Source organism: Aeromonas sp. OTU364 (assembly GCF_038440395.1).
Taxonomy (GTDB): domain Bacteria; phylum Pseudomonadota; class Gammaproteobacteria; order Enterobacterales; family Aeromonadaceae; genus Aeromonas.
Map to the genome: position 1 here is coordinate 61,538 of NZ_JASATR010000014.1, position 18,724 is coordinate 80,261.

At 62.9% G+C, this 18,724-nt stretch carries 19 protein-coding genes; 6 read left to right on the plus strand and 13 right to left on the minus strand.

Features of this window, described 5'->3' with window-relative positions:
• Positions 1 to 71: 71 nt before the first annotated feature.
• From hemF to AAHB08_RS14415, 6 genes are all read right to left on the minus strand, one after another.
• A complete protein-coding gene (gene hemF, locus AAHB08_RS14390) occupies positions 72 to 980 on the minus strand; it encodes an oxygen-dependent coproporphyrinogen oxidase (protein WP_342059286.1) in 909 nt (302 codons plus the stop codon).
• 108 nt (positions 981 to 1,088) lie between these two features.
• The gene (locus AAHB08_RS14395; protein WP_342059287.1) at positions 1,089 to 1,649 is read right to left on the minus strand and encodes a Sua5/YciO/YrdC/YwlC family protein; all 561 of its coding nucleotides are present in this window, start codon (positions 1,647 to 1,649) and stop codon (positions 1,089 to 1,091) included.
• 301 nt (positions 1,650 to 1,950) lie between these two features.
• Positions 1,951 to 2,508: a DNA topoisomerase family protein gene (locus AAHB08_RS14400; protein WP_342059288.1), complete on the minus strand. Its 558-nt coding sequence runs from the start codon at positions 2,506 to 2,508 to the stop codon at positions 1,951 to 1,953.
• 55 nt (positions 2,509 to 2,563) lie between these two features.
• On the minus strand, positions 2,564 to 3,037 hold the full coding sequence (locus AAHB08_RS14405) for a DUF494 family protein (protein ID WP_025325340.1): 474 nt from the start codon (positions 3,035 to 3,037) through the stop codon (positions 2,564 to 2,566).
• Complete coding sequence (gene dprA / locus AAHB08_RS14410; protein WP_342059289.1) at positions 3,030 to 4,145, minus strand: DNA-processing protein DprA; 1,116 nt, start codon at positions 4,143 to 4,145, stop codon at positions 3,030 to 3,032. The genes AAHB08_RS14405 and dprA overlap by 8 nt, the downstream gene beginning before the upstream one ends.
• Position 4,146: 1 nt before the next feature.
• Entirely contained in the window at positions 4,147 to 5,235 is a 1,089-nt protein-coding gene (locus AAHB08_RS14415) for a LysM peptidoglycan-binding domain-containing protein (RefSeq protein WP_342059290.1), read from the minus strand.
• A gap of 108 nt (positions 5,236 to 5,343) precedes the next feature.
• Between AAHB08_RS14415 and def the strand changes: the two genes are divergently transcribed.
• The 5 genes from def (at position 5,344) to AAHB08_RS14440 (ending at position 11,159) form a co-directional block, all read left to right on the plus strand.
• Positions 5,344 to 5,856: a peptide deformylase gene (gene def, locus AAHB08_RS14420; protein ID WP_025325337.1), complete on the plus strand. Its 513-nt coding sequence runs from the start codon at positions 5,344 to 5,346 to the stop codon at positions 5,854 to 5,856.
• 12 nt (positions 5,857 to 5,868) lie between these two features.
• Complete coding sequence (gene fmt, locus AAHB08_RS14425) at positions 5,869 to 6,813, plus strand: methionyl-tRNA formyltransferase (RefSeq protein ID WP_342059291.1); 945 nt, start codon at positions 5,869 to 5,871, stop codon at positions 6,811 to 6,813.
• Between the two features lie 60 nt (positions 6,814 to 6,873).
• Positions 6,874 to 8,166 (plus strand): 16S rRNA (cytosine(967)-C(5))-methyltransferase RsmB, encoded by a 1,293-nt coding sequence (gene rsmB / locus AAHB08_RS14430; protein ID WP_139437631.1) that lies wholly within the window; start codon positions 6,874 to 6,876, stop codon positions 8,164 to 8,166.
• A gap of 80 nt (positions 8,167 to 8,246) precedes the next feature.
• Positions 8,247 to 9,623, plus strand: a complete 1,377-nt coding sequence (gene trkA / locus AAHB08_RS14435) for a Trk system potassium transporter TrkA (RefSeq protein WP_139437629.1) — start codon at positions 8,247 to 8,249, stop codon at positions 9,621 to 9,623.
• A gap of 93 nt (positions 9,624 to 9,716) precedes the next feature.
• Positions 9,717 to 11,159 (plus strand): TrkH family potassium uptake protein, encoded by a 1,443-nt coding sequence (locus AAHB08_RS14440; protein WP_139437627.1) that lies wholly within the window; start codon positions 9,717 to 9,719, stop codon positions 11,157 to 11,159.
• Between the two features lie 81 nt (positions 11,160 to 11,240).
• Here the strand turns inward: AAHB08_RS14440 and rmuC are convergent, their stop codons facing one another.
• Together rmuC and AAHB08_RS14450 are read right to left on the minus strand one after the other, a co-directional pair.
• The gene (gene rmuC, locus AAHB08_RS14445) at positions 11,241 to 12,572 is read right to left on the minus strand and encodes a DNA recombination protein RmuC (RefSeq protein WP_342059292.1); all 1,332 of its coding nucleotides are present in this window, start codon (positions 12,570 to 12,572) and stop codon (positions 11,241 to 11,243) included.
• A 55-nt stretch (positions 12,573 to 12,627) separates the two neighbouring features.
• Positions 12,628 to 12,843: a hypothetical protein gene (locus AAHB08_RS14450; RefSeq protein WP_139437624.1), complete on the minus strand. Its 216-nt coding sequence runs from the start codon at positions 12,841 to 12,843 to the stop codon at positions 12,628 to 12,630.
• Between the two features lie 137 nt (positions 12,844 to 12,980).
• Here AAHB08_RS14450 and AAHB08_RS14455 point away from each other — a divergent pair, with 137 nt between their 5' ends.
• Positions 12,981 to 13,493, plus strand: coding sequence for a ferredoxin-type protein NapF (locus tag AAHB08_RS14455; RefSeq protein WP_342059293.1), 513 nt, complete (start codon positions 12,981 to 12,983; stop codon positions 13,491 to 13,493).
• Positions 13,494 to 13,581: 88 nt separating this feature from the next.
• On the opposite strand, the gene AAHB08_RS14460 is transcribed toward AAHB08_RS14455, so the two are convergent.
• The 5 genes from AAHB08_RS14460 to AAHB08_RS14480 form a co-directional block, all read right to left on the minus strand.
• On the minus strand, positions 13,582 to 14,034 hold the full coding sequence (locus AAHB08_RS14460) for an Rrf2 family transcriptional regulator (RefSeq protein ID WP_005326180.1): 453 nt from the start codon (positions 14,032 to 14,034) through the stop codon (positions 13,582 to 13,584).
• A 287-nt stretch (positions 14,035 to 14,321) separates the two neighbouring features.
• Positions 14,322 to 15,161 carry a PfkB family carbohydrate kinase gene (locus AAHB08_RS14465; RefSeq protein WP_265435563.1) on the minus strand — a complete coding sequence of 280 codons (840 nt, stop codon included), beginning with the start codon at positions 15,159 to 15,161 and terminating at the stop codon, positions 14,322 to 14,324.
• A gap of 65 nt (positions 15,162 to 15,226) precedes the next feature.
• On the minus strand, positions 15,227 to 16,198 hold the full coding sequence (locus AAHB08_RS14470) for a LysR substrate-binding domain-containing protein (RefSeq protein WP_005326177.1): 972 nt from the start codon (positions 16,196 to 16,198) through the stop codon (positions 15,227 to 15,229).
• A 155-nt stretch (positions 16,199 to 16,353) separates the two neighbouring features.
• Complete coding sequence (locus tag AAHB08_RS14475) at positions 16,354 to 17,082, minus strand: glutamine amidotransferase-related protein (protein WP_342059294.1); 729 nt, start codon at positions 17,080 to 17,082, stop codon at positions 16,354 to 16,356.
• A gap of 83 nt (positions 17,083 to 17,165) precedes the next feature.
• Complete coding sequence (locus AAHB08_RS14480; RefSeq protein WP_342059295.1) at positions 17,166 to 18,662, minus strand: CoA-acylating methylmalonate-semialdehyde dehydrogenase; 1,497 nt, start codon at positions 18,660 to 18,662, stop codon at positions 17,166 to 17,168.
• Between the last annotated feature and the right edge of the window lie 62 nt (positions 18,663 to 18,724).

Here is an 18,724-nt window from a genome sequence, read left to right on the forward strand (position 1 = left end):
TAACGGGTTTTCTCAATCGGGAACAAGCCGAATATCGGCCAGTAAAAAGGGGCCCGTCATGGCCCCTCGAGTCACAGCCACTCTCGTGGCGTGAGGTAGTCGGTATAGAGCAAGGCCTCGGGGCTGCCCGCCTCCGGCTGCCAGTCGTACTCCCAGCGAGCCAGGGGGGGCATCGACATCAGGATCGACTCGGTGCGTCCCCCGGTTTGCAACCCGAACAGGGTGCCCCTGTCATACACCAGATTGAACTCCACATAACGGCCGCGGCGATAGAGCTGGAAGGCCCGCTCCCGCTCGCCATAGGGCAGCGCCTTGCGTCGCTCGACGATGGGCAGATAGGCATCGAGATAACCCCGACCTACCGCCTGCATGAAGGCGAAGCTGTCGGCAAAGGGCCAGCGGTTCAGATCATCGAAGAAGAGGCCGCCCACACCCCGGGTCTCGTTGCGATGCTTGAGGAAGAAGTAGCGATCGCACCAGGATTTGAACTCGGGGTAGATCTGGTCGCCAAAAGGCTGACAGAGATCGTGGGAGACCTGATGCCAGTGCTGCACATCCTCGGCAAACGGATAGAAGGGCGTCAAATCGAAACCGCCGCCAAACCACCAGATGGGCGCCTCGCCCTCTTTCTCGGCGATGAAGAAACGGACGTTGGCATGGCTGGTCGGCACATAGGGGTTATGCGGATGGATCACCAGCGAGACCCCCATGGCCTCGAACTTGCGACCAGCTAGTTCGGGGCGGTGAGCGGTCGCCGACGCCGGCATGGCATCACCATAGACATGGGAGAAGTTGACCCCGCCCTGCTCGATCACAGCGCCATGGCGCAGCACCCTGGTACGGCCTCCACCACCGCCTTCACGGCGCCAGGCATCCTCCACGAAGTGTCCGGCGCCATCAGCCAGCTCTAGTCCCCGACAGATCTCGTCCTGCAACTGCAGCAGGAAGGCTTTGACCTGGGCCACATCCGGTTTGCTCATCTTGTCTCCAGTCAGGCAGGATCTTGATCGTCCCGTCCATTTTATATTGTGGTGTCACGCCATGAGCACATCGCCCGTCATGACTGCAAATCAGGCACTTGCCGCCCCTCAGGAGGAACGAATGATGGCGCCGGTACGGGCGTCCTTGATCTCGGATGGATTGGCTTGTCCCCCGACTTCACCGGGCAGGATATAAGCCAGCTGGCTTGCCAGCAGTTCACCAATCTCGGCCACCCGACGGGCAGGCTCCTCGCCGGTCAGGTTGGCACTGGTCGAGACCAGGGGTTTGCCAAAGGCGCGGCACAGGGCCTGCACCTGAGGATGGGCCGTGACACGCACCGCCAGGGTATCGAACTGTCCGGTCAGCCAGGCCGGCGTGGTCGCACGGGCAGGCATGATCCAGGTGAAGGGGCCGGGCCAGCTCGCCTGCACGTGCGCAAGCTGCTCGCTGCTGAGCTGGCTCAGGTCGATGTAATCTTGCAGTTGGGCCAGATCGGCGGCGATCAGGATCAGGCCCTTCTCCACCGGACGCTGCTTAATGGCCAGCAGGCGCCAAACCGCGGCCTCGGAGTCGGGATCACATCCCAGGCCAAAGACGGCCTCGGTGGCATAGGCGATCACCCCTTCGCGGTGCAGGGCAGCGATCGCTTGTTCAAATTCGTTTGGCATAGAAAAAATGCGACAGCCGGGCTGCCACCTCTCATCACTGGGTTGTAAGTTGAACCGACATGAGGGACCTTGGTGCCCTCACCTCTTCAGTACATTCAGACGTTTGACCCGCCAGAGCGCCGGCTCATCATCGGCCAGTGCAGCGCCTGCGATGCCGGGCAGGTCAAGAGGCTGGCGGTGCGGCAACATCGGGATCGGCGCCCAACGGCACGGCCATAAAGGGGCGGTTCACGGCAAGGTGATAAATCCAGATGAAACACTCCCTTGCCAGCAAGCTGCCTGCCGGCTTATGGCGGCAGGATTATACCCGCTCAATCTGATGACAGCATTTCTTTTGCGGACAGACCCAGCGCAGACTCCCCCTCACTTTCTTCTCGATCATGATGCCCCAGCCACACGCGGGGCAGGGCATGGGGATCGGCTTGTCGTTCACCACATATTTGCAGTGTGGATAGGCATCACAGGAGTAAAACTGTTTGCCATAGCGGGAGGTGCGGCTCACCAGATGACCCTTGCCGCACTCGGGGCAGAGGATCTGGGTATCGTCGCTCTCCTGCAGGGACTCGATATGCTGGCAGGCTGGATACTGGGTACAGCCCACGAACAGACCGTAGCGCCCCTTCTTGATCGCCAGCGGCTGGCCACAATCGGGGCAGGCCGATCCTTCGAGCACCTTTTCGATGTCGCGGCCGGAGGGCGTCAGGGAACGAATGTAATCACAGGAGGGGTAGGCCGAACAGCCCAGGAAGGGGCCATGCTTGCCCTGACGGATCACCAGCTCGGCACCACACTGCGGGCACGGCTCCCGCTCGAATACATGTTCGTGGGCAGAAAAGAGGTGATGATCGATTTTTGACATGGGCCGCGCCTTGGAATCCAGATGACCTGAATTCTACCAGCGCGGCACCGGACTGTCAGTGAATGACACCGTCTGACTCGTCAAACACCAGCTCCTCCATCTGCTGGTAGGCATTCTCACTGCCCGGGACGTTGAACAGCACCATCATGACGACCCACTTCAGGTCATCCAGCTCGATATCCGGCTTGTCCAGCTCCAGCAAGCGCTCGATACAGATCTCGCGGGTTTCGGCGTTAAGCACCTGGGCCTGTTCCAGGAACAGCAGGAAACCACGGCACTCTGTGCTGAGGCGAGCCAGCTCTTGCGGGGCGTAGATCCGCATCGAACCTTGCGCGCTGGCGGTGACATACACCTCCCGCTCGCTGTCATGCAGATTGGCCAGTCGTTCCAGCCAGTTGAGCGCCTTCTCAATCTCGTCCTGATTGAAACCGGCCCGGCTAAGTTCGTCGGTGAGTTCATCCTGCTCGACCATCACATCTGCATCGCTGTGGATGTAGGTCTCGAAAAGGTACATCAATACATCAAACATGATTCGCCCTCCTCGCTCTGACGTATCCACCGGCTACCGCCATCACTGCACCGGCCAGCTCCAGCTCTACCAACCTGCCCAATACCACTTCGACAGGAAGCTGGGCCCGCTCGGCAACGGTATCCACGCTCGTGGTCTCATAATCTACGTTATCCAACAAATCGGCATAAGGCAATTTGCTATTATGCAATGGCTCGGGAGAAGGGTTCGCCGGCCCCTTAAACGGCACAAGGGCAGGCAGCTCTTCCATGACATCTGCCGCATTCAATACCAGCTTGGCCCCTTGCTGAAGCAGGCGATTGCACCCAGCGGCCTGGGTATTTTGCGGTGCGCCCGGTACGGCAAAGACCTCGCGGCCCTGCTCCAGCGCGTAGCGGGCCGTGATGAGTGAGCCGCTCTGCTCGGCCGCTTCCACCACCAGGGTGCCCAGTGACAGGCCACTGATGATGCGATTGCGGCGAGGGAAATGTTCCGCCAGCGGTCCCTGGTCCGGCGCCAGCTCGGAGACAAGCAGGCCGCCGTACTCGAGGATCTGCATCGCCAGGCCCTGATGGCGCTTTGGATAGAGGCAGTCAAGCCCGGAGCCCAGCACCGCCAGCGTCACACCGCCCGATGCCAAGGCGTGCTGGTGACAGATGCCATCAATGCCCAGCGCCAATCCGGAGGTGATCGCCAGGCCGCTCTCCACCAGCTCGGCACACAAACGGGCGGCGTTGTCCTTGCCTGCATAGGTGGGGTGACGAGTTCCCACCATCGCCAGCTGTGGCAGGGAAAGGGCAGCGAGATCCCCGCGGCAATAGAGCAGCAAGGGGGCAGCGGGGATCTCTTTAAGCAAGGCAGGATAGGCGGGGTCATCGAGACAAAGGAGGTGATTGCCAGGCGCTTCGACCCAGTTCAGCCCCTGATCTACAACCGGCAGGGACCATCTCATCTGCTGAATTTGGGCGCTCTGCAGACCAAGCGATCGCAGGGTGCCATCGTCTGAGTCAAACAGAGCGGTGATGTCGCCACCAAAATGGGCCAGCAGGCGGGCGGCGGTGACCGGGCCTATGCCGGTCACCGCATCCAGCGTCAGCCACAGCGACAGCCGCCCGAGTGGAAGTGACACGTCAGAAGTTACTGACCTGATAACCCGAGCTGACCAGGTCCTGGCTCTGCAGGATGAGGCCATAACTCAGCTTGTCATACACCTTGAACAGCATGACCCTGGCAACCGCTTCGGCGGGCAGGGACGACTTGCCAGCAGAGTGGAATGCCTTGTCATAGACGGAAGCATATTCCCGATACGAGACCTTGCCATTCTTTTCCACCATCTCGGCTCCCGGACGCAAAATCTCGAGCACATCGCCTGGCGCAATCTGATCCCGCAGCCCCTTGTTGATGAGGACAACGTCGAACTTGCCTCCTCCGCGCACCTTGCTCGGCAGCTCTATCACATAACCGGGGGAAATCACTGGCGCCGCCTTTGGCATGAAGACGGCAGAGAGGCTCTCCTGCGGTGGCAACGGGATGACCTTGTCTCCCTGATACACCTCGCGCCTGCTGTGCGTCAGCGTGACTCTGGTGCTGTCGTTGGCCTGGCGATCCTCCGCCCGCACAGTGCCGACAAAAATCGCCTCCTGGCCGAGCTGCTCACCGGTCAGCTTGTCCTTGTAAGTCACCCCGGGGCGATAGAGGCCGTAACTCTGACCCGGATTCAGCGCCCCATGTACGTAGAGGGTGTCCCCCTCCAGCATGCCGATATGCTTGTCGTTATTGCCAAGCACATAGGGCAGATCCTTGCTCTGCTGGCTGTCGGCCAGAATGTGATCGGTTTGCAGGAAGGGCACTATCTCGCTGAGGGGCAGGGTCGGAATGGGATTGGCCTTGTTCTCGTAGCGATTCTTGGGAGACAGGTGAATAACCTGCTTGCCGCCCTGGCTGGCCTTGCCCAGACGCGGCTCGCCATTGACCCAGCTCAGTTGCAGCACGTCGCCTGGGTAAATCCAGTGTGGATTGGCAATCTGGGGATTGATGTTCCAGAGACGTGGCCAGAGCCAGGGTTCGGCCAGATACTGGCCCGAGATATCCCAGAGGGTATCCCCCTTCTGCACCACATAACTCTCGGGATAGCCGGATTTCAGCGTCAACTGCTGTGCCATGGCACCATTGGCCAGGGCTGTCGCCAGACAGGCGAGGATGATTTGCTTCAGATGCATAACACTCCCTGTTACTTCTGCACGCAAAGTGTTGCTGTTTTTTGTCGACGTAAATGACTAGAATTACGTCAATATTGACTGCGTTTACATGAAACTAAAGAAAAAACTATGGCCATTCTAGATGTATTGCGTTTCCCCGATGAGCGCCTGCGCACAGTCGCAGCCCCTGTCGAGACCATTACACCCGAGTTACAACAGATTGTAGATGATATGTTCGAAACCATGTATGCGGAGGAAGGCATAGGCCTGGCCGCGACTCAGGTCGACATTCATCAGCGCATCATCGTCATCGACGTCTCTGAAGACCGTGAAGATCAGCTGGTGCTGATCAACCCGGAGATCCTGGAGCAGTCAGGCAGCACCGGTATCGAAGAGGGTTGCCTCTCGGTCCCCGGCAGCCGCGCCCTGGTGCCGCGCGCCGAGTGGGTCAAGGTCCGGGCGCTGGATCGCCACGGCAAGCCATTCGAGCTGGAAGCGGACGATCTGCTCGCTATCTGCATACAGCATGAGATGGATCATCTGGTGGGCAAGCTGTTTGTGGATTACTTGTCCCCGCTCAAGCGCCAGCGCATCCGTCAGAAGCTGGAAAAGATGGCCCGCGAAGATCGCAAAGTCCTCTGAGGATCTGCCCCATTGAACAAGCTGAAACTGATTTTTGCCGGTACCCCCGACTTCGCCGCCCGTCACCTGGCGGCGTTGTTGTCTTCCGACCATGAGGTCGTCGCCGTTTACACCCAGCCCGACAAGCCCGCGGGCCGTGGTCAGAAACTGACCGCCAGCCCGGTCAAGGAGCTGGCCCTGGCCCACGATCTGCCGGTCTATCAGCCGGCGTCCCTGCGCAATGAAGAGGCCCAGGCCGAGCTGGCCGCCCTTGGCGCCGATCTCATGGTGGTGGTGGCCTATGGCCTGATCCTGCCCAAGGCGGTGCTCGACACCCCGCGGCTTGGCTGCCTCAACGTGCACGGCTCCCTGCTGCCACGCTGGCGCGGTGCCGCCCCCATCCAACGCGCCATCTGGGCCGGTGATAGCGAAACCGGCGTCACCATCATGCAGATGGATGTGGGGCTGGATACCGGTGCCATGATCCGCAAGGTGAGCTGCCCCATCGCCAGTGATGAGACCTCCGCCAGCCTCTACGACAAGCTGGCCGAGCTGGGCCCGCAGGCGCTGGTCGACACCCTTGATGCCATGGCCGCCGGTGACACAGCTGCCGAGGTGCAGGACGATGCGCTGGCCAACTATGCCCAGAAGCTCTCCAAGGAAGAGGCGCGCATCGACTGGTCCATGGAGGCCGTCGCCATCGAGCGCTGCATCCGTGCCTTCAATCCCTGGCCCATCAGCTGGTTCGAAGTCGCGGAGCAGACCATCAAGGTGTGGCAGGCCGAGGTCATCGACAGCGACCATGGCCAGAGCGCCGGTACCCTGCTCAAGGCCGACAAGCAGGGGATCGACGTCGCCACCGGCAAGGGGGTGCTGCGTCTGCTGACCCTGCAACCGCCCGGCAAGAAGGCCATGTCCGTCCCGGATCTGCTCAACTCTCGCCGCGACTGGTTTGAACCCGGCACGCAATTGCATTGAACTGGATTGAATTGACACAAGCGGGGCCCAGGCCCCGACTTGCGCATCTAAGGTAACTCTATGAAAACACGTGCACAGGCCGCTCTCGTTATTCAACAGGTGCTGGATCAGGGCCAATCCCTCTCCGCTGTTCTGCCTGCTGCCCAGGAGAAGGTGGCGCCTCGCGATCGCGCCCTCCTGCAAGAACTCTGCTACGGCACCCTGCGCTGGTTGCCCCGTCTCGACGCGGCGGTGAGCGAGATGATGGACAAGCCGCTCAAGAACAAGAGCCGCATCTTCCACTATCTGATCCTGGTCGGTCTCTATCAGCTCATCTACACCCGCATTCCGGCTCATGCCGCCGTGGCCGAGACCGTCAATGCCGTCAAGCTGCTCAAGGGCACCTCACTGCGCGGCCTCATCAACGGTGTGCTGCGCAACTTCCAGCGCAGCGCCGAAGTCATACTGCTGCGCATCGACCGGGTGCCCAGCATCCGCCTCGGTCACCCCGAGTGGCTCACCAAGCGTCTGCGTCAGGCCTATCCCGAAGATTGGGAGTTCATCATGGAGGCCAACAACCAGCGCCCCCCCATGTGGATCCGCAACAACAGCCAGCGCCAGAGCCGCGAGCAGATGCTGGCCCGCATGGCCGAAGTGGGCATCAATGCGGTGGCCGGCGAAGAGGGTGAGGACTGCATCCTGCTGGAACGCCCTTGCGATGTGACCAAGCTGCCCGGCTTCGAAACCGGTGACTGCTCGGTGCAGGACGGTGCCGCCCAGCAGGCCGCACGCCTGCTCGATCCCCAGCCGGGTGACTGGGTGCTGGACGCCTGCGCCGCCCCCGGCGGCAAGACGGCTCACCTGCTGGAGCTGCAGCCCGCCCTCGCCGGTGTGGTGGCCGTGGATGCCGACGAGAACCGCCTCACCCGGGTGCAGGAGAACCTGGATCGCATCGGCCTCACCGCCCGGGTGATCCACGGGGATGCCAGCACCCCGGATCTGTGGTGGCCAGAGGGCCAGTTCGACCGCATCCTGCTGGATGCCCCCTGCTCAGCCACCGGCGTCATCCGCCGCCATCCGGACATCAAGTGGCTGCGCCGGGATCAGGACATCCGCGAACTGGCCGAGCTGCAGCGCCGCATTCTCAATGCCCTCTGGGCGAAGCTGAAGAGCGGCGGCACCCTGCTCTATGCCACCTGCTCGGTGCTGCCGGAAGAGAACCGTGACCAGATCCGCGCCTTCCTGGCTGACACCAAGGATGCCCGTCTGGTGCCGCTGCACCAGCAGGACAACCCGGATTGCCCGGGTCGTCAGTTCCTGCCCGGCGAGGCGGAGATGGACGGCTTCTATTATGCCAAGCTGATCAAGCTGTAGGCCGTGCAGCCGGATGCCGAGTCCGGGCGACAGGCTGGCTTGCCTCGTTTCGAAGCAACAATCTTGAGTAAGATGTCCATATGAAAATCATCATTCTGGGTGCGGGTCAGGTGGGTGGCACCCTGGCGGAAAACCTCGCCGGCGAGAACAACGACATCACCATAGTCGACACCGACAGCGACCGCCTGCGGGAGCTGCAGGACAAGTTCGACCTGCGGGTGGTGAACGGCCACGGCGCCCACCCCAGGGTGCTGCGGGAGGCGGGGGCCCAGGATGCGGACATGCTGGTCGCGGTCACCAACAGTGACGAGACCAACATGATCGCCTGTCAGGTGGCCTACTCCCTGTTCAACACCCCGAACAAGGTGGCGCGGATCCGCTCCCCCGCCTATCTGGTGGAGCGGGATCGCCTGTTCCTGCCGGAATCCGTGCCTGTGGATCACCTGATCGCCCCCGAACAGCTGGTGACCGACTATGTGCGTCGTCTCATCGAGTATCCGGGTGCACTGCAGGTGGTTGATTTTGCAGGCGGTAAGGTGGGCCTAGTGGCGGTCAAGGCCTACTACGGTGGCCCCCTGGTGGGCAATGCCCTCTCCACCCTGCGGGATCACATGCCGAACATCGAGACCCGGGTAGCCGCCATCTTCCGCCAGGGTCGCTCCATCCGCCCGCAAGGCACCACCATCATAGAGGCGGATGACGAGGTGTTCTTCGTCGCCGCCGCCGGCCACATCCGGGCCGTGATGTCGGAGCTGCAACGCCTAGAGAGCCCCTATCGCCGCATCATGATAGTCGGGGGCGGCAACATAGGTGCCGGCCTAGCCCGCCAGCTGGAGAAGCGCTACAGCGTCAAGCTCATCGAGCGCAACCAGAAGCGGGCGGAGCAGCTCTCGGAGAACCTGGAACACACCATAGTCTTCTGCGGCGACGCGGCGGATCAGGAGCTGCTGGCGGAGGAGCACATCGATCAGATCGACGTCTTCATCGCGGTGACCAACGAGGACGAGGCCAACATCATGTCGGCCCTGCTCGCCAAGAAGATGGGTGCCAAGAAGACAATGGTGCTGATCCAGCGCGGGGCCTATGTGGATCTGGTGCAAGGCGGCTCCATCGACATCGCCATCTCGCCCCAGCAGGCCACCATCTCGGCCCTGCTGACCCATGTGCGCCGTGCCGACATCGCCAACGTCTACAGCCTGCGCCGCGGCGCCGCCGAAGCCATCGAGGCCATCGCCCACGGTGACGAGAACACCTCCAAGGTGGTGGGCAAGACGGTGGGCGAGCTCAAACTGCCGCCGGGCACCACGATCGGCGCCGTGGTCCGGGGGGATGAGGTGCTGATCGCCCACGATCGCACCCAGATCCAGCAGGATGACCATGTGGTGATGTTCCTGGTGGACAAGAAGTACATCCCGGAAGTGGAACGCCTGTTCCAGCCCAGCCCTTTCTTCCTGTAAGCACTCCATGCAACAGGCTGCGACATTCAGACCCGGACACTTCCCAGAGGGAAGGTCCGGGTCTTTTTTCAATCAACGACCAGGTTATCTTGCATGATCAAGCTGCGTCCCATCGTCTTCACCCTCGGGCTGGTGCTCTCCAAGCTGGCCCTCTTCATGTGGCTGCCCACCCTGCTGGCGCTGCTCACCGGCTCCGAGGGTTTCGTCGAGTTTCTCAAGTCCGTGCTCATCACCCACGGCGCCGCCCTGCTCTGCCTGCACTACGGGCGCAAGGCCGAGTTTCACCTCGGGGTAAGGGAGATGTTCCTGCTCACCACCTCGGTCTGGGTGGTGGCCTGCATCTTCGGCGCCCTGCCCTTCGTCTTCATCACCCATATCGGCTTTGCCGACGCCTACTTCGAGACAATGTCAGGGGTCACCACCACGGGATCCACAGTGCTGTCGGGGCTCGACGGCATGGCCCACAGCATCTTGCTGTGGCGCTCCATCCTGCAGTGGCTCGGGGGCGTGGGCTTCATCGTGATGGCGGTGGCCGTGCTGCCCTACCTCAACGTCGGCGGCATGAAACTGTTCCAGACCGAGAGTTCGGATTGGTCGGACAAGAGCGCGCCCCGCGCCAAGACGGTGGCCAACAACATAGTGGTGGTCTATCTGGTGCTCTCCATGCTCTGCTTCCTCGCCTACTGGGTGAGCGGCATGACGCTGTTCGAGGCGGTCAACCACGCCATGACGACCCTCAGCACCGGGGGCTACTCCACTTCGGACCAATCCATGTCCCACTTCTCCAACGAGGCGCACTGGATCGGCACCCTCTTCATGTTCCTCGGCGGCCTGCCCTTCCTGCTCTATGTGCAGGCGCTATCGCGCCGTGACAACAGCCTGCTCAAGGATGCCCAGGTACAGGGCTTCTTCTGGCTGGTGGTCTGGGTGACCCTCATCGTCACCTTCTATCTGTGGTTCAGGGACATCTACGGCTTTATGGATGCCCTGCGCATCAGTAGTTTCAATATTGTCTCGGTGGTTACCACCACAGGCTATGGCCTCGGCGACTTCGGTACCTGGGGCCCGCTCACCAGTATCATCTTCATGATCCTGCTGGCGCTCGGCGCCTGCTCCGGCTCCACCTCGGGCGGTCTCAAGATCTTCCGGGTGCAGGTGGCCTTCGCCCTGTTCAAGAAGCAGATGCGCCAGCTGATGCACCCCTCCGGCGTCTTCCCCCAGAAGTACAATGGCCGTCCGGTGAACGACGCCATCATCCGCTCCCTGATCTCCTTCGTGCTGGTCTACTTCGCCGTCATATTGCTGATCGCCGCCCTGCTTGCCGCCATCGGCCTGGATCCCCTGACAGCCATCTCGGGCTCCATCACCGCGGTGGCCAACGTGGGCCCGGGCATGGGCCCCGTCATCGGGCCCAGCACCAACTTCGCCAGCCTGCCGGACTCGGCCAAGTGGATACTGTCGTTCGGCATGCTGCTGGGGCGGCTCGAGATCCTGACGGTGGCGGTGATCTGCTTCCCCTCGTTCTGGCGGCAATGAGGCCGGCGTGGCGGATCACCATGACAAAAAGGGCAGCCCGCGGGCTGCCCTTTTTGTCTGAGTTCGACCGTCGCCGTTGCGTCAGTCGGCGGAGTCTTCCCGCTCCAGCGCGCGGTTGACCAGGGGCTCCGGCAGGGGCTTGGTGACCTCGACCCCCAGCTCGCGAAAACGCTCGGCCTGGGCGATCAGGTTGCCACGGCCGTTGACCAGTCGCCCCATCGCCTTGTCGTAGCTCTCCTGCGCCTTGTGCAGGCTGCCCCCCATCTGCTGCATCTCCTCCACGAACAGCCGCAGCTTCTCGTAGAGGCGACCGGCCCGCTCCGCTATCTGGCGCGAGTTCTGGTTCTGCCGCTCGTAGCGCCACAGGTTCTCTATGGTGCGCAGTGCCACCATCAAGTTGGTGGGGCTCACCAGCAGAATGTTGTGATCCAGCCCGTAACGCACCAGGGAGGGGTCGGCCTCCAGGGCGGTGAGGAAGGCAGGCTCCACCGCCACGAACATCAGCACGTAATCCAGGGTGCGCACCCCGGGCAGCTGCTGGTAATCCTTGCGGCCCAGCTCGCGGATGTGGTTGCGCACCGAGGCGACATGCTCCTTGAGCGCCACCGCCCTCTCCAGTTCGTCCCCCGCGTTGTACCAGCGTTCGTAGGCGGTCAGCGACACCTTGGCGTCTATGATGATGTCCTTGTCCTGGGGCAGGTGGACGATGACGTCGGGCTGATAGCGCTTGCCCTTGTCCACCTCGATATTGACCTGGGTGTGGTACTCGTGGCCTTCGCGCAGGCCGCACTCGGAGAGGATGCGGGCCAGCACCACCTCCCCCCAGTTGCCCTGCTGCTTGCTGTCCCCCTTGAGGGCCCGGGTCAGGGCCGCGGCCTCTTCGGTCATGCGGGCATTGAGCTCGGCGAGGCGCTCCAGCTCGAACCTGAGGCTGTGGCGCTGGGCCGTCTCCTGGGCGTGGGTCTCCCCCACCTGGCGACGAAAGCCCTCGAGCTGCTCCTTCAGGGGTGTCAGCAGCAGATCCAGGCTGTTCTGGTTCAGTTCGCGGAAGTTACCTGAGTTTTGTTCGAAGATACGGTTGGCGAGGTTTTCGAACTGCTGGCTGAGGCGAGCCTCCGCCTGCTGTTGCAGTTGCAGCTTCTCGGCGCTGGCGATGCGCTCGCTGCGCAGGGTGGCTTCGGCATCCTTGAGGCGGGCGGTGAGCTTGAGCAACAGGGCCTGCTGCTGCTCCAGCTTCTGCTGGCCCAGCATCTTCTCGTCCTGCAGCTCGTCGAACCTGTCCTGCAACGCCTGATGGCGCTCCTCAATGAGCAGTGCCTCCTCACGGGCCGTGCGACGCCCCGCCAGCCAGCCGAGGAGCAGGGCCAGCAGACCGGCCAGCACGGCAGGCAGCCAGGTCGTCATCGGGATCATCGCCGACTCCGCCGACGCAGGAAGCGCTGGAGATCAACTCGTGCAGACAACCCTGTCATCGGCGACTCCGCTGGCGCAGGAAGAGTTCGAGGTAACGGTTGAGCAGCAACCAGAACAGGACATAGATGAGGTAGGCGGCCAGCACCACCCACTTGTGACTGTTGACCCCGGTGTCGAGCTCGGTGAACTCGATCTCCTTGATGTGGCAGTAGGCCCACATCAGCAGGGGGAAGATATACAGCAGAGAAGCACGCCACAGAAATAACCACATGAGTTCATCAGATCCCGCAAAAAGACCCGCCTAGCTTACACAAGGGCAACCCGGCTTGCGATCCTGGCCGGCGCTATTCTCTGGCTTGCCGACGGAAAACTGGATAAAATTAACCCCTAATAGGTATAGGGGTGGGCATGACTCATTTTTTCTGTCGCTGGCTGACACACGCACTGGGGGGCACCCGCAAACCGGACATGGTTTGCCACGAGGCGCGCCCGCCCTGGGCCATCGAAGAGTCGCAATTCCTCGCCCTGTGCCGCCGCTGCGGCGACTGCTTCAAGGCCTGCCCCAACAGCCTGCTCAAACCCGCCGACCAGCCCGAATATGTCGGCACCCCCATCGCCGGCACCCCAGTGCTGGATCTCGCCTGCGGCCAGTGCAGCTACTGTGGCAGCTGCGCCAGAGCCTGTCCCACCGGGGCGCTGGATCTGAGGCTCGGCCGTCAGGTACAGACCCGGGTCAGGATAGAGGCGAGCTGTCAGGCCCGTCAGGGGTTCTACTGCCTGCTGTGCGAGGATGCCTGCCCCCAGCAGGCGATCAAGGCCAGCAGCGAGGGGGTGAGCGTCAACATGGCGGCCTGCGACGGTTGCGGTGCCTGTGGCCTCGCCTGCCTGCACGGCGCCATCACCCTGATCCCCCAGCTCTGACGGCTCCGGCATCCCGACGCCCCCAGATCCGTCCCCAGCATGCATGCCAGACAGCAAAAAGGGCCCTCGGGGCCCTTTCACCTGACCCTCAGGCCATGGTCAGGATATTGTCCTGCTCTATCCCCAGCAGGTGGCACAGCCGGGTCGGATCCCGCACCGCATCCGCCAGGGTGTATTCCCCCAGCACCTCGAGGAAGGCGTTCATGGCGCGGCGCAGTATGCCCTGGATGCGGCAACCGCCGGAGAGGCGGCAGTTCTCGCGCTTGCAGTCCACCGGGCAGAGCACGTGTTCCATGTCCATCACCACGTCGCGCAGGTTGATGGAGACGGCGGAGCGGCCGAGACGGATGCCGCCATGCTTGCCACGTACCGTTTCGATGTACCCCTTGATGCCGAGCTGATGCACTATCTTGACCACGTGGTTGCGGGAGATGGCGAAGGTGTCGGCCACTTCCGTGATGGTCGACAGGCGATCACCGGGCTGGATGGCCAGAAAGGTCAGGGTACGCAGGGCATAGTCGGTAAATCGTGTGAGTTGCATGGTCGCACTTGCCTCTTACTACAAGCCAGAAATCAGGACGACAGCCAGTGGCCAGAGAGGTGAGACTGCACGTGCGCCCGCACAGGTGTCGCGTCTTCAGCCGGGTCGTGGAGTGACAAGGTTAAGAGCAGCTCTGGCGGGTGTCGACGAAGATGTACATAAATCGACACTTTCTTTGATTGATCGCAAACTTGCCGGCTCGGGGCGGGGTTTTGGCCATTTCCGGCGGCTAAATTCCATCGGCAGGTACGGGGCCACAGGCCGGCGAGCGGGCCGGTTCGCGGCTGTCAGTGGGGATGCTTCAGCCAGGTTTTCAGGGCCTGGGAGGGGATGGAGCTCTCGGAGGCGACCGCGAAGGCGCCCCAGTCCACCGCACACTGCAGGGCATCCCTCATCGCCATGCCGCGGGCCAGACCGTGGATAAGGCCGCCGGCGAAGGCATCCCCCGCCCCCGTGGTGTCGACCACGGACACAGGCCGCGCCGCCACCCGCACCTGCTCCTCGCCGTGGATGGCCACGGCCCCCGCCTTGCCCTCGGTCAGCACCAGCCATTCGAGCTGATCCCCTGCGAGTTGGCGGGCATGCTGCCAGGGGTCGTCCACCTCGGCGAGATCGGCGCGGGAGGCTACCAGCACGTGGCAGGGGCGGCGAGCCTGCCCGCCCTTGGGATACTGGGCCACCACGAAACTCTTGCCCAGCATCTGGCGCATGTAGCCGATGATGGCGGTGCCGGGGTAGTTCACATAGAGGCAGTCCACCCCCTCCAGCGGCAGGTCGCCGGGCAGATCCGGGCGACGCGGCCGCCTCAGAATGGTGCGCTCCCCGGTGGAGTCCACCAGCACCAGCAGCTCCCCCGTCTCGCCGCCGAAGCGCTCCACGTGGGAGCAGTCCAGCCCATGGCCCGCCGCCTGCTCCAGCAGCCAGTCGCCGGTCTCGTCCAGCCCGATGCGGGAGGCGATGATGACCTCGTGCCCCGCCCACACCAGCCCTATGCCGGTGTTGGCGGCGCCGCCGCCGAGCCTGCGTCCCTGATCCACGTATTGCAGGCGCGCCCCGGCCACCAGGGGTTCGGCCAGGGAGAGCACATGATCACAGTTGAGATTGGCAAGCAGCAGGATGCGGGACATGGGGACCTCGGCAGGGCGGGCAGGATCCGGCACCCAGCGGCACCGGATCTGTCACGGAAGACGACTCAGTAGACGGGCAGCTCCACACCGACCAGCAGTTCGTCGATGCGCGCCTGGGTCGGCTGCTGCATCACGTTCTGGATCATCTCCTTGGTGAGATGGGGGGAGAAGGAGCTGATGAAGTCATACATATAGTTCTGCAAGAGGATGCTCTTGCTGAAGCAGAGCTGGGCCGGGCAGGGCTCGAACAGGTGCTCCAGATTGATGGCCACCAGGCCGGGGGCATCGGTGTCGTTGGCCACCAGCGACGAGATGATGCCGATGCCAAAGCCCAGCTCCACGTAGCGCTTGATGACCCCCGCATCCATCACCGTCATGTAGTAGTTGGGGCTGAGGCCGGCCGCCTGGAACACCCTGTCCTGTACCTGACGCCCGGTGGCGCCACTCTCGTAGCTGAGGATGGGGTACTGGCAGAGCTGCTCCAGGGTCGGTTTCTTCACCTTGGCCAGGGGGTGATCCTGGGGCACCACCAGCGACAGGGTCCAGAGATAGGCGGGCAGCGCGATCAGCTCCTTGTCGAAGCCTATCTCGTGGGCCACGATGGAAAAATCCGAGTAACCCTTGCTGATCTGCTCCTTGGTGGCCGACATCACGGGGTGCAGGTGGAACGAGATCTTGGGGTACTTCTTGGTGAAATAGGTGACGCTTTTCGGCAGCAGGTAGCGGGCTATGGTGTGGGTGGTGTGGATGTTGAGGGTGCCCACCGTCGGGTCCAGATACTCCCGGGAGATGGCCTTGATCTTGCTCTCTATGTTGAGCATGGCCTCGGCGCACTTGATGATCTCCTCCCCCACAGGGGTGATCCTGTGCAGGTGCTTGCCGCGACGCTCGAAGATGCGCACCCCCAGCTCGCTCTCCAGCAAGCCGATCTGCTTGCTCACCCCAGGCTGGCTGGTATAGAGCGCATCGGAAGCGACGGAGACGTTGAGATTGTGGTCCCGCACCGCGATCAGATACTTCAACTGCTGTAGTTTCAAGGTTGCACCCTCACAGGCTGGCGCGGCTGTCGTCAGATGGACAAGGCCGCCACAAATGGCGGCCAGTGTACCATCCGAGCTCGGCATATCACCGCTTGATCCTTCATTTTGCTACAAAATCTAGCATCTGCAGGGTGGATATGACAAACGGACGCTCAGCGCACGGCAGGCCCGACCGGCAGCATGCCGAGGAACTGCAGCAGCCACTGCATCATGGTGGCCGAGTCCACTTCTCCCTCCAGGGAGGAGAGGCTGCTCTGGTAGTGTTCGTCGGGCAACCGATCTCGCCGCCGCTCTATCAGTGCCCGGTTGTACTCCACCGAAAACTCCGGATGACCCTGGATGGCGACTATGTGATCCCCCTGCAGGAACATGAAGTTCGGGCAGAAGTCGTTGCCCGCCAGCAGGGTCGCCCCCGGTGGCAGCTGCTCCACCTGATCCTGGTGACTGGCCAGGATCCGTATGGTCTCGAGCCCCGGCTGCATCCAGGGTTTCGCCTCCTGCATGAGGTGAACCGAGACCCCCAGCCCCCAGCCCTTGGTGGACTTCACCACCTCTCCCCCCAGCGCCTGGGCGATCACCTGATGACCGAAGCAGATGCCGGCCAGCTTGACGTTGGCATCGTGGGCCCGCCGGATCCAGTCGCGCAGCGCCAGGATCCAGGGGATGTCGCTGTAGGCATCGTGGCGCGAGCCGGTGATGAGCCAGGCATCGCATTCGTTCAAGTCGCTCGGCAGCTCGCCGTCGAGCGCCGACCAGACCCTGTATTCCAACGCCGGGGCCAGCGCCCGGAATCCCTTGATAAACATCTCGGAGTAAACGGGGCCGAAACTCCCAACCAAGTCGGGGTCCAGCCGGTCACAATCGAGAATTCCCAGTCGCATCTGTCACTCCTTCACAGGGATAGCGGGACACGCCGGCGGACTCCTTCCGCCGGGCCATGCCAGGGCTAGCTGCTGCATGTTGATCATTTCATGGTCGGCATGGAGAACTCGGCGCCGGCCCGCAGGCTCTGGGGCCAGCGGGCAGTCACCGTCTTCATCCGGGTATAGAAGCGCACCCCGTCCGGCCCGTGCATGTTGAGCGGCCCGAAGATGGATAGCTTCCAGCCACCGAAGCTGTGAAACGCCATGGGCACAGGGATGGGTACGTTCACCCCTACCATACCGACCTGAACCCGCGTGGTGAAGTCCCTTGCGGTATCCCCGTCGCAGGTAAAGATGGCGGTGCCGTTGCCGTACTCGTGTTCGTTGATGAGGCGCAGCGCCGTCTCGTAGTCCGGCGCCCGCACTATGGCGAGCACGGGGCCGAAGATCTCCTCCCGGTAGATACGCATCTCGGGGCCGACCCGGTCGAACAGGCTGCCGCCGATAAAGTAGCCCTCACCGTGGCTGACACCGCGACCATCGACCACCAGTTCGGCCCCCTCTGTCACCCCCTGATCCACGTAGCCGCGCACCTTGGCCAGGTGCTCGCGACTGATGAGGGGGCCCATCTCGTTCTCCGGGCTCTGGCCGAGGCCGGGTCCGACCCGCAGGGCCGCCACCAGGGGCGAGAGTTTCGCGACCAGGGCATCGGCGGTGGCATCGCCGACCACCAGGGCCACCGAGATCGCCATGCAGCGCTCACCGGCCGCGCCGTAGGCCGCCCCCATCAGGGCGGAGACCGCTTGATCGAGATCCGCATCCGGCATCACCAGCATGTGGTTCTTGGCGCCGCCCAGGGCCTGTACCCGCTTGCCGTGGGCCGAGGCGGTGGCATAGATGTACTGGGCTATGGGAGTGGAGCCGACGAAGGAGACCGCCTGTACACGCGGATCGGTCAGCAGCACGTCCACCACCTCCTTGTCGCCGTTGACCACGTTCAGCACCCCGTCCGGCAGACCGGCCTGCTTGAGCAGCTCGGCCATGCGCAGGGCCAGCGAGGGATCCTTCTCGGACGGCTTGAGGATGAAGCTGTTGCCGCAGGCCAGCGCCACCGGGAACATCCACAGCGGCACCATGGCCGGGAAGTTGAACGGCGTGATGCCGGCGCAGACCCCCACCGGCTGCATCATGGAGTGGCTGTCCACCCCCCGGCCCACGTTGAGGGAGTGCTCCCCCTTGAGCAGATGGGGAATGCCGCAGGCAAACTCCACCACCTCCAGCCCCCGGGTCAGCTCCCCCTGGGCGTCGGAGAACACCTTGCCGTGCTCGCGGCTGATGAGGCGGGCCAGCTCGTCCCTGTGCTGCTCCATCAGCTCCTTGAAGCGGAACATCACCCGTGCCCGCACCAGCGGCGGGGTCTGGGACCAGTCGGCGAAGGCGCGCTCGGCGCTGGCGATGGCATCGAGACACTCGGCGGCGGTGGAGAGGGCCACAGTGCCCTGCTGCTGGCCGGTGGCCGGATCGAAGATGGCGCCGAAACGCTCGCTGCGACTCTCTGTGGTTTCGCCGTCGATGAAGTTGTCGATCCTGTAACTCATAAATCCTCCGTGATGGGTCATTCGCGTCATCCTTGCGCGCGGCCGTGGGCATCAGGCACAGG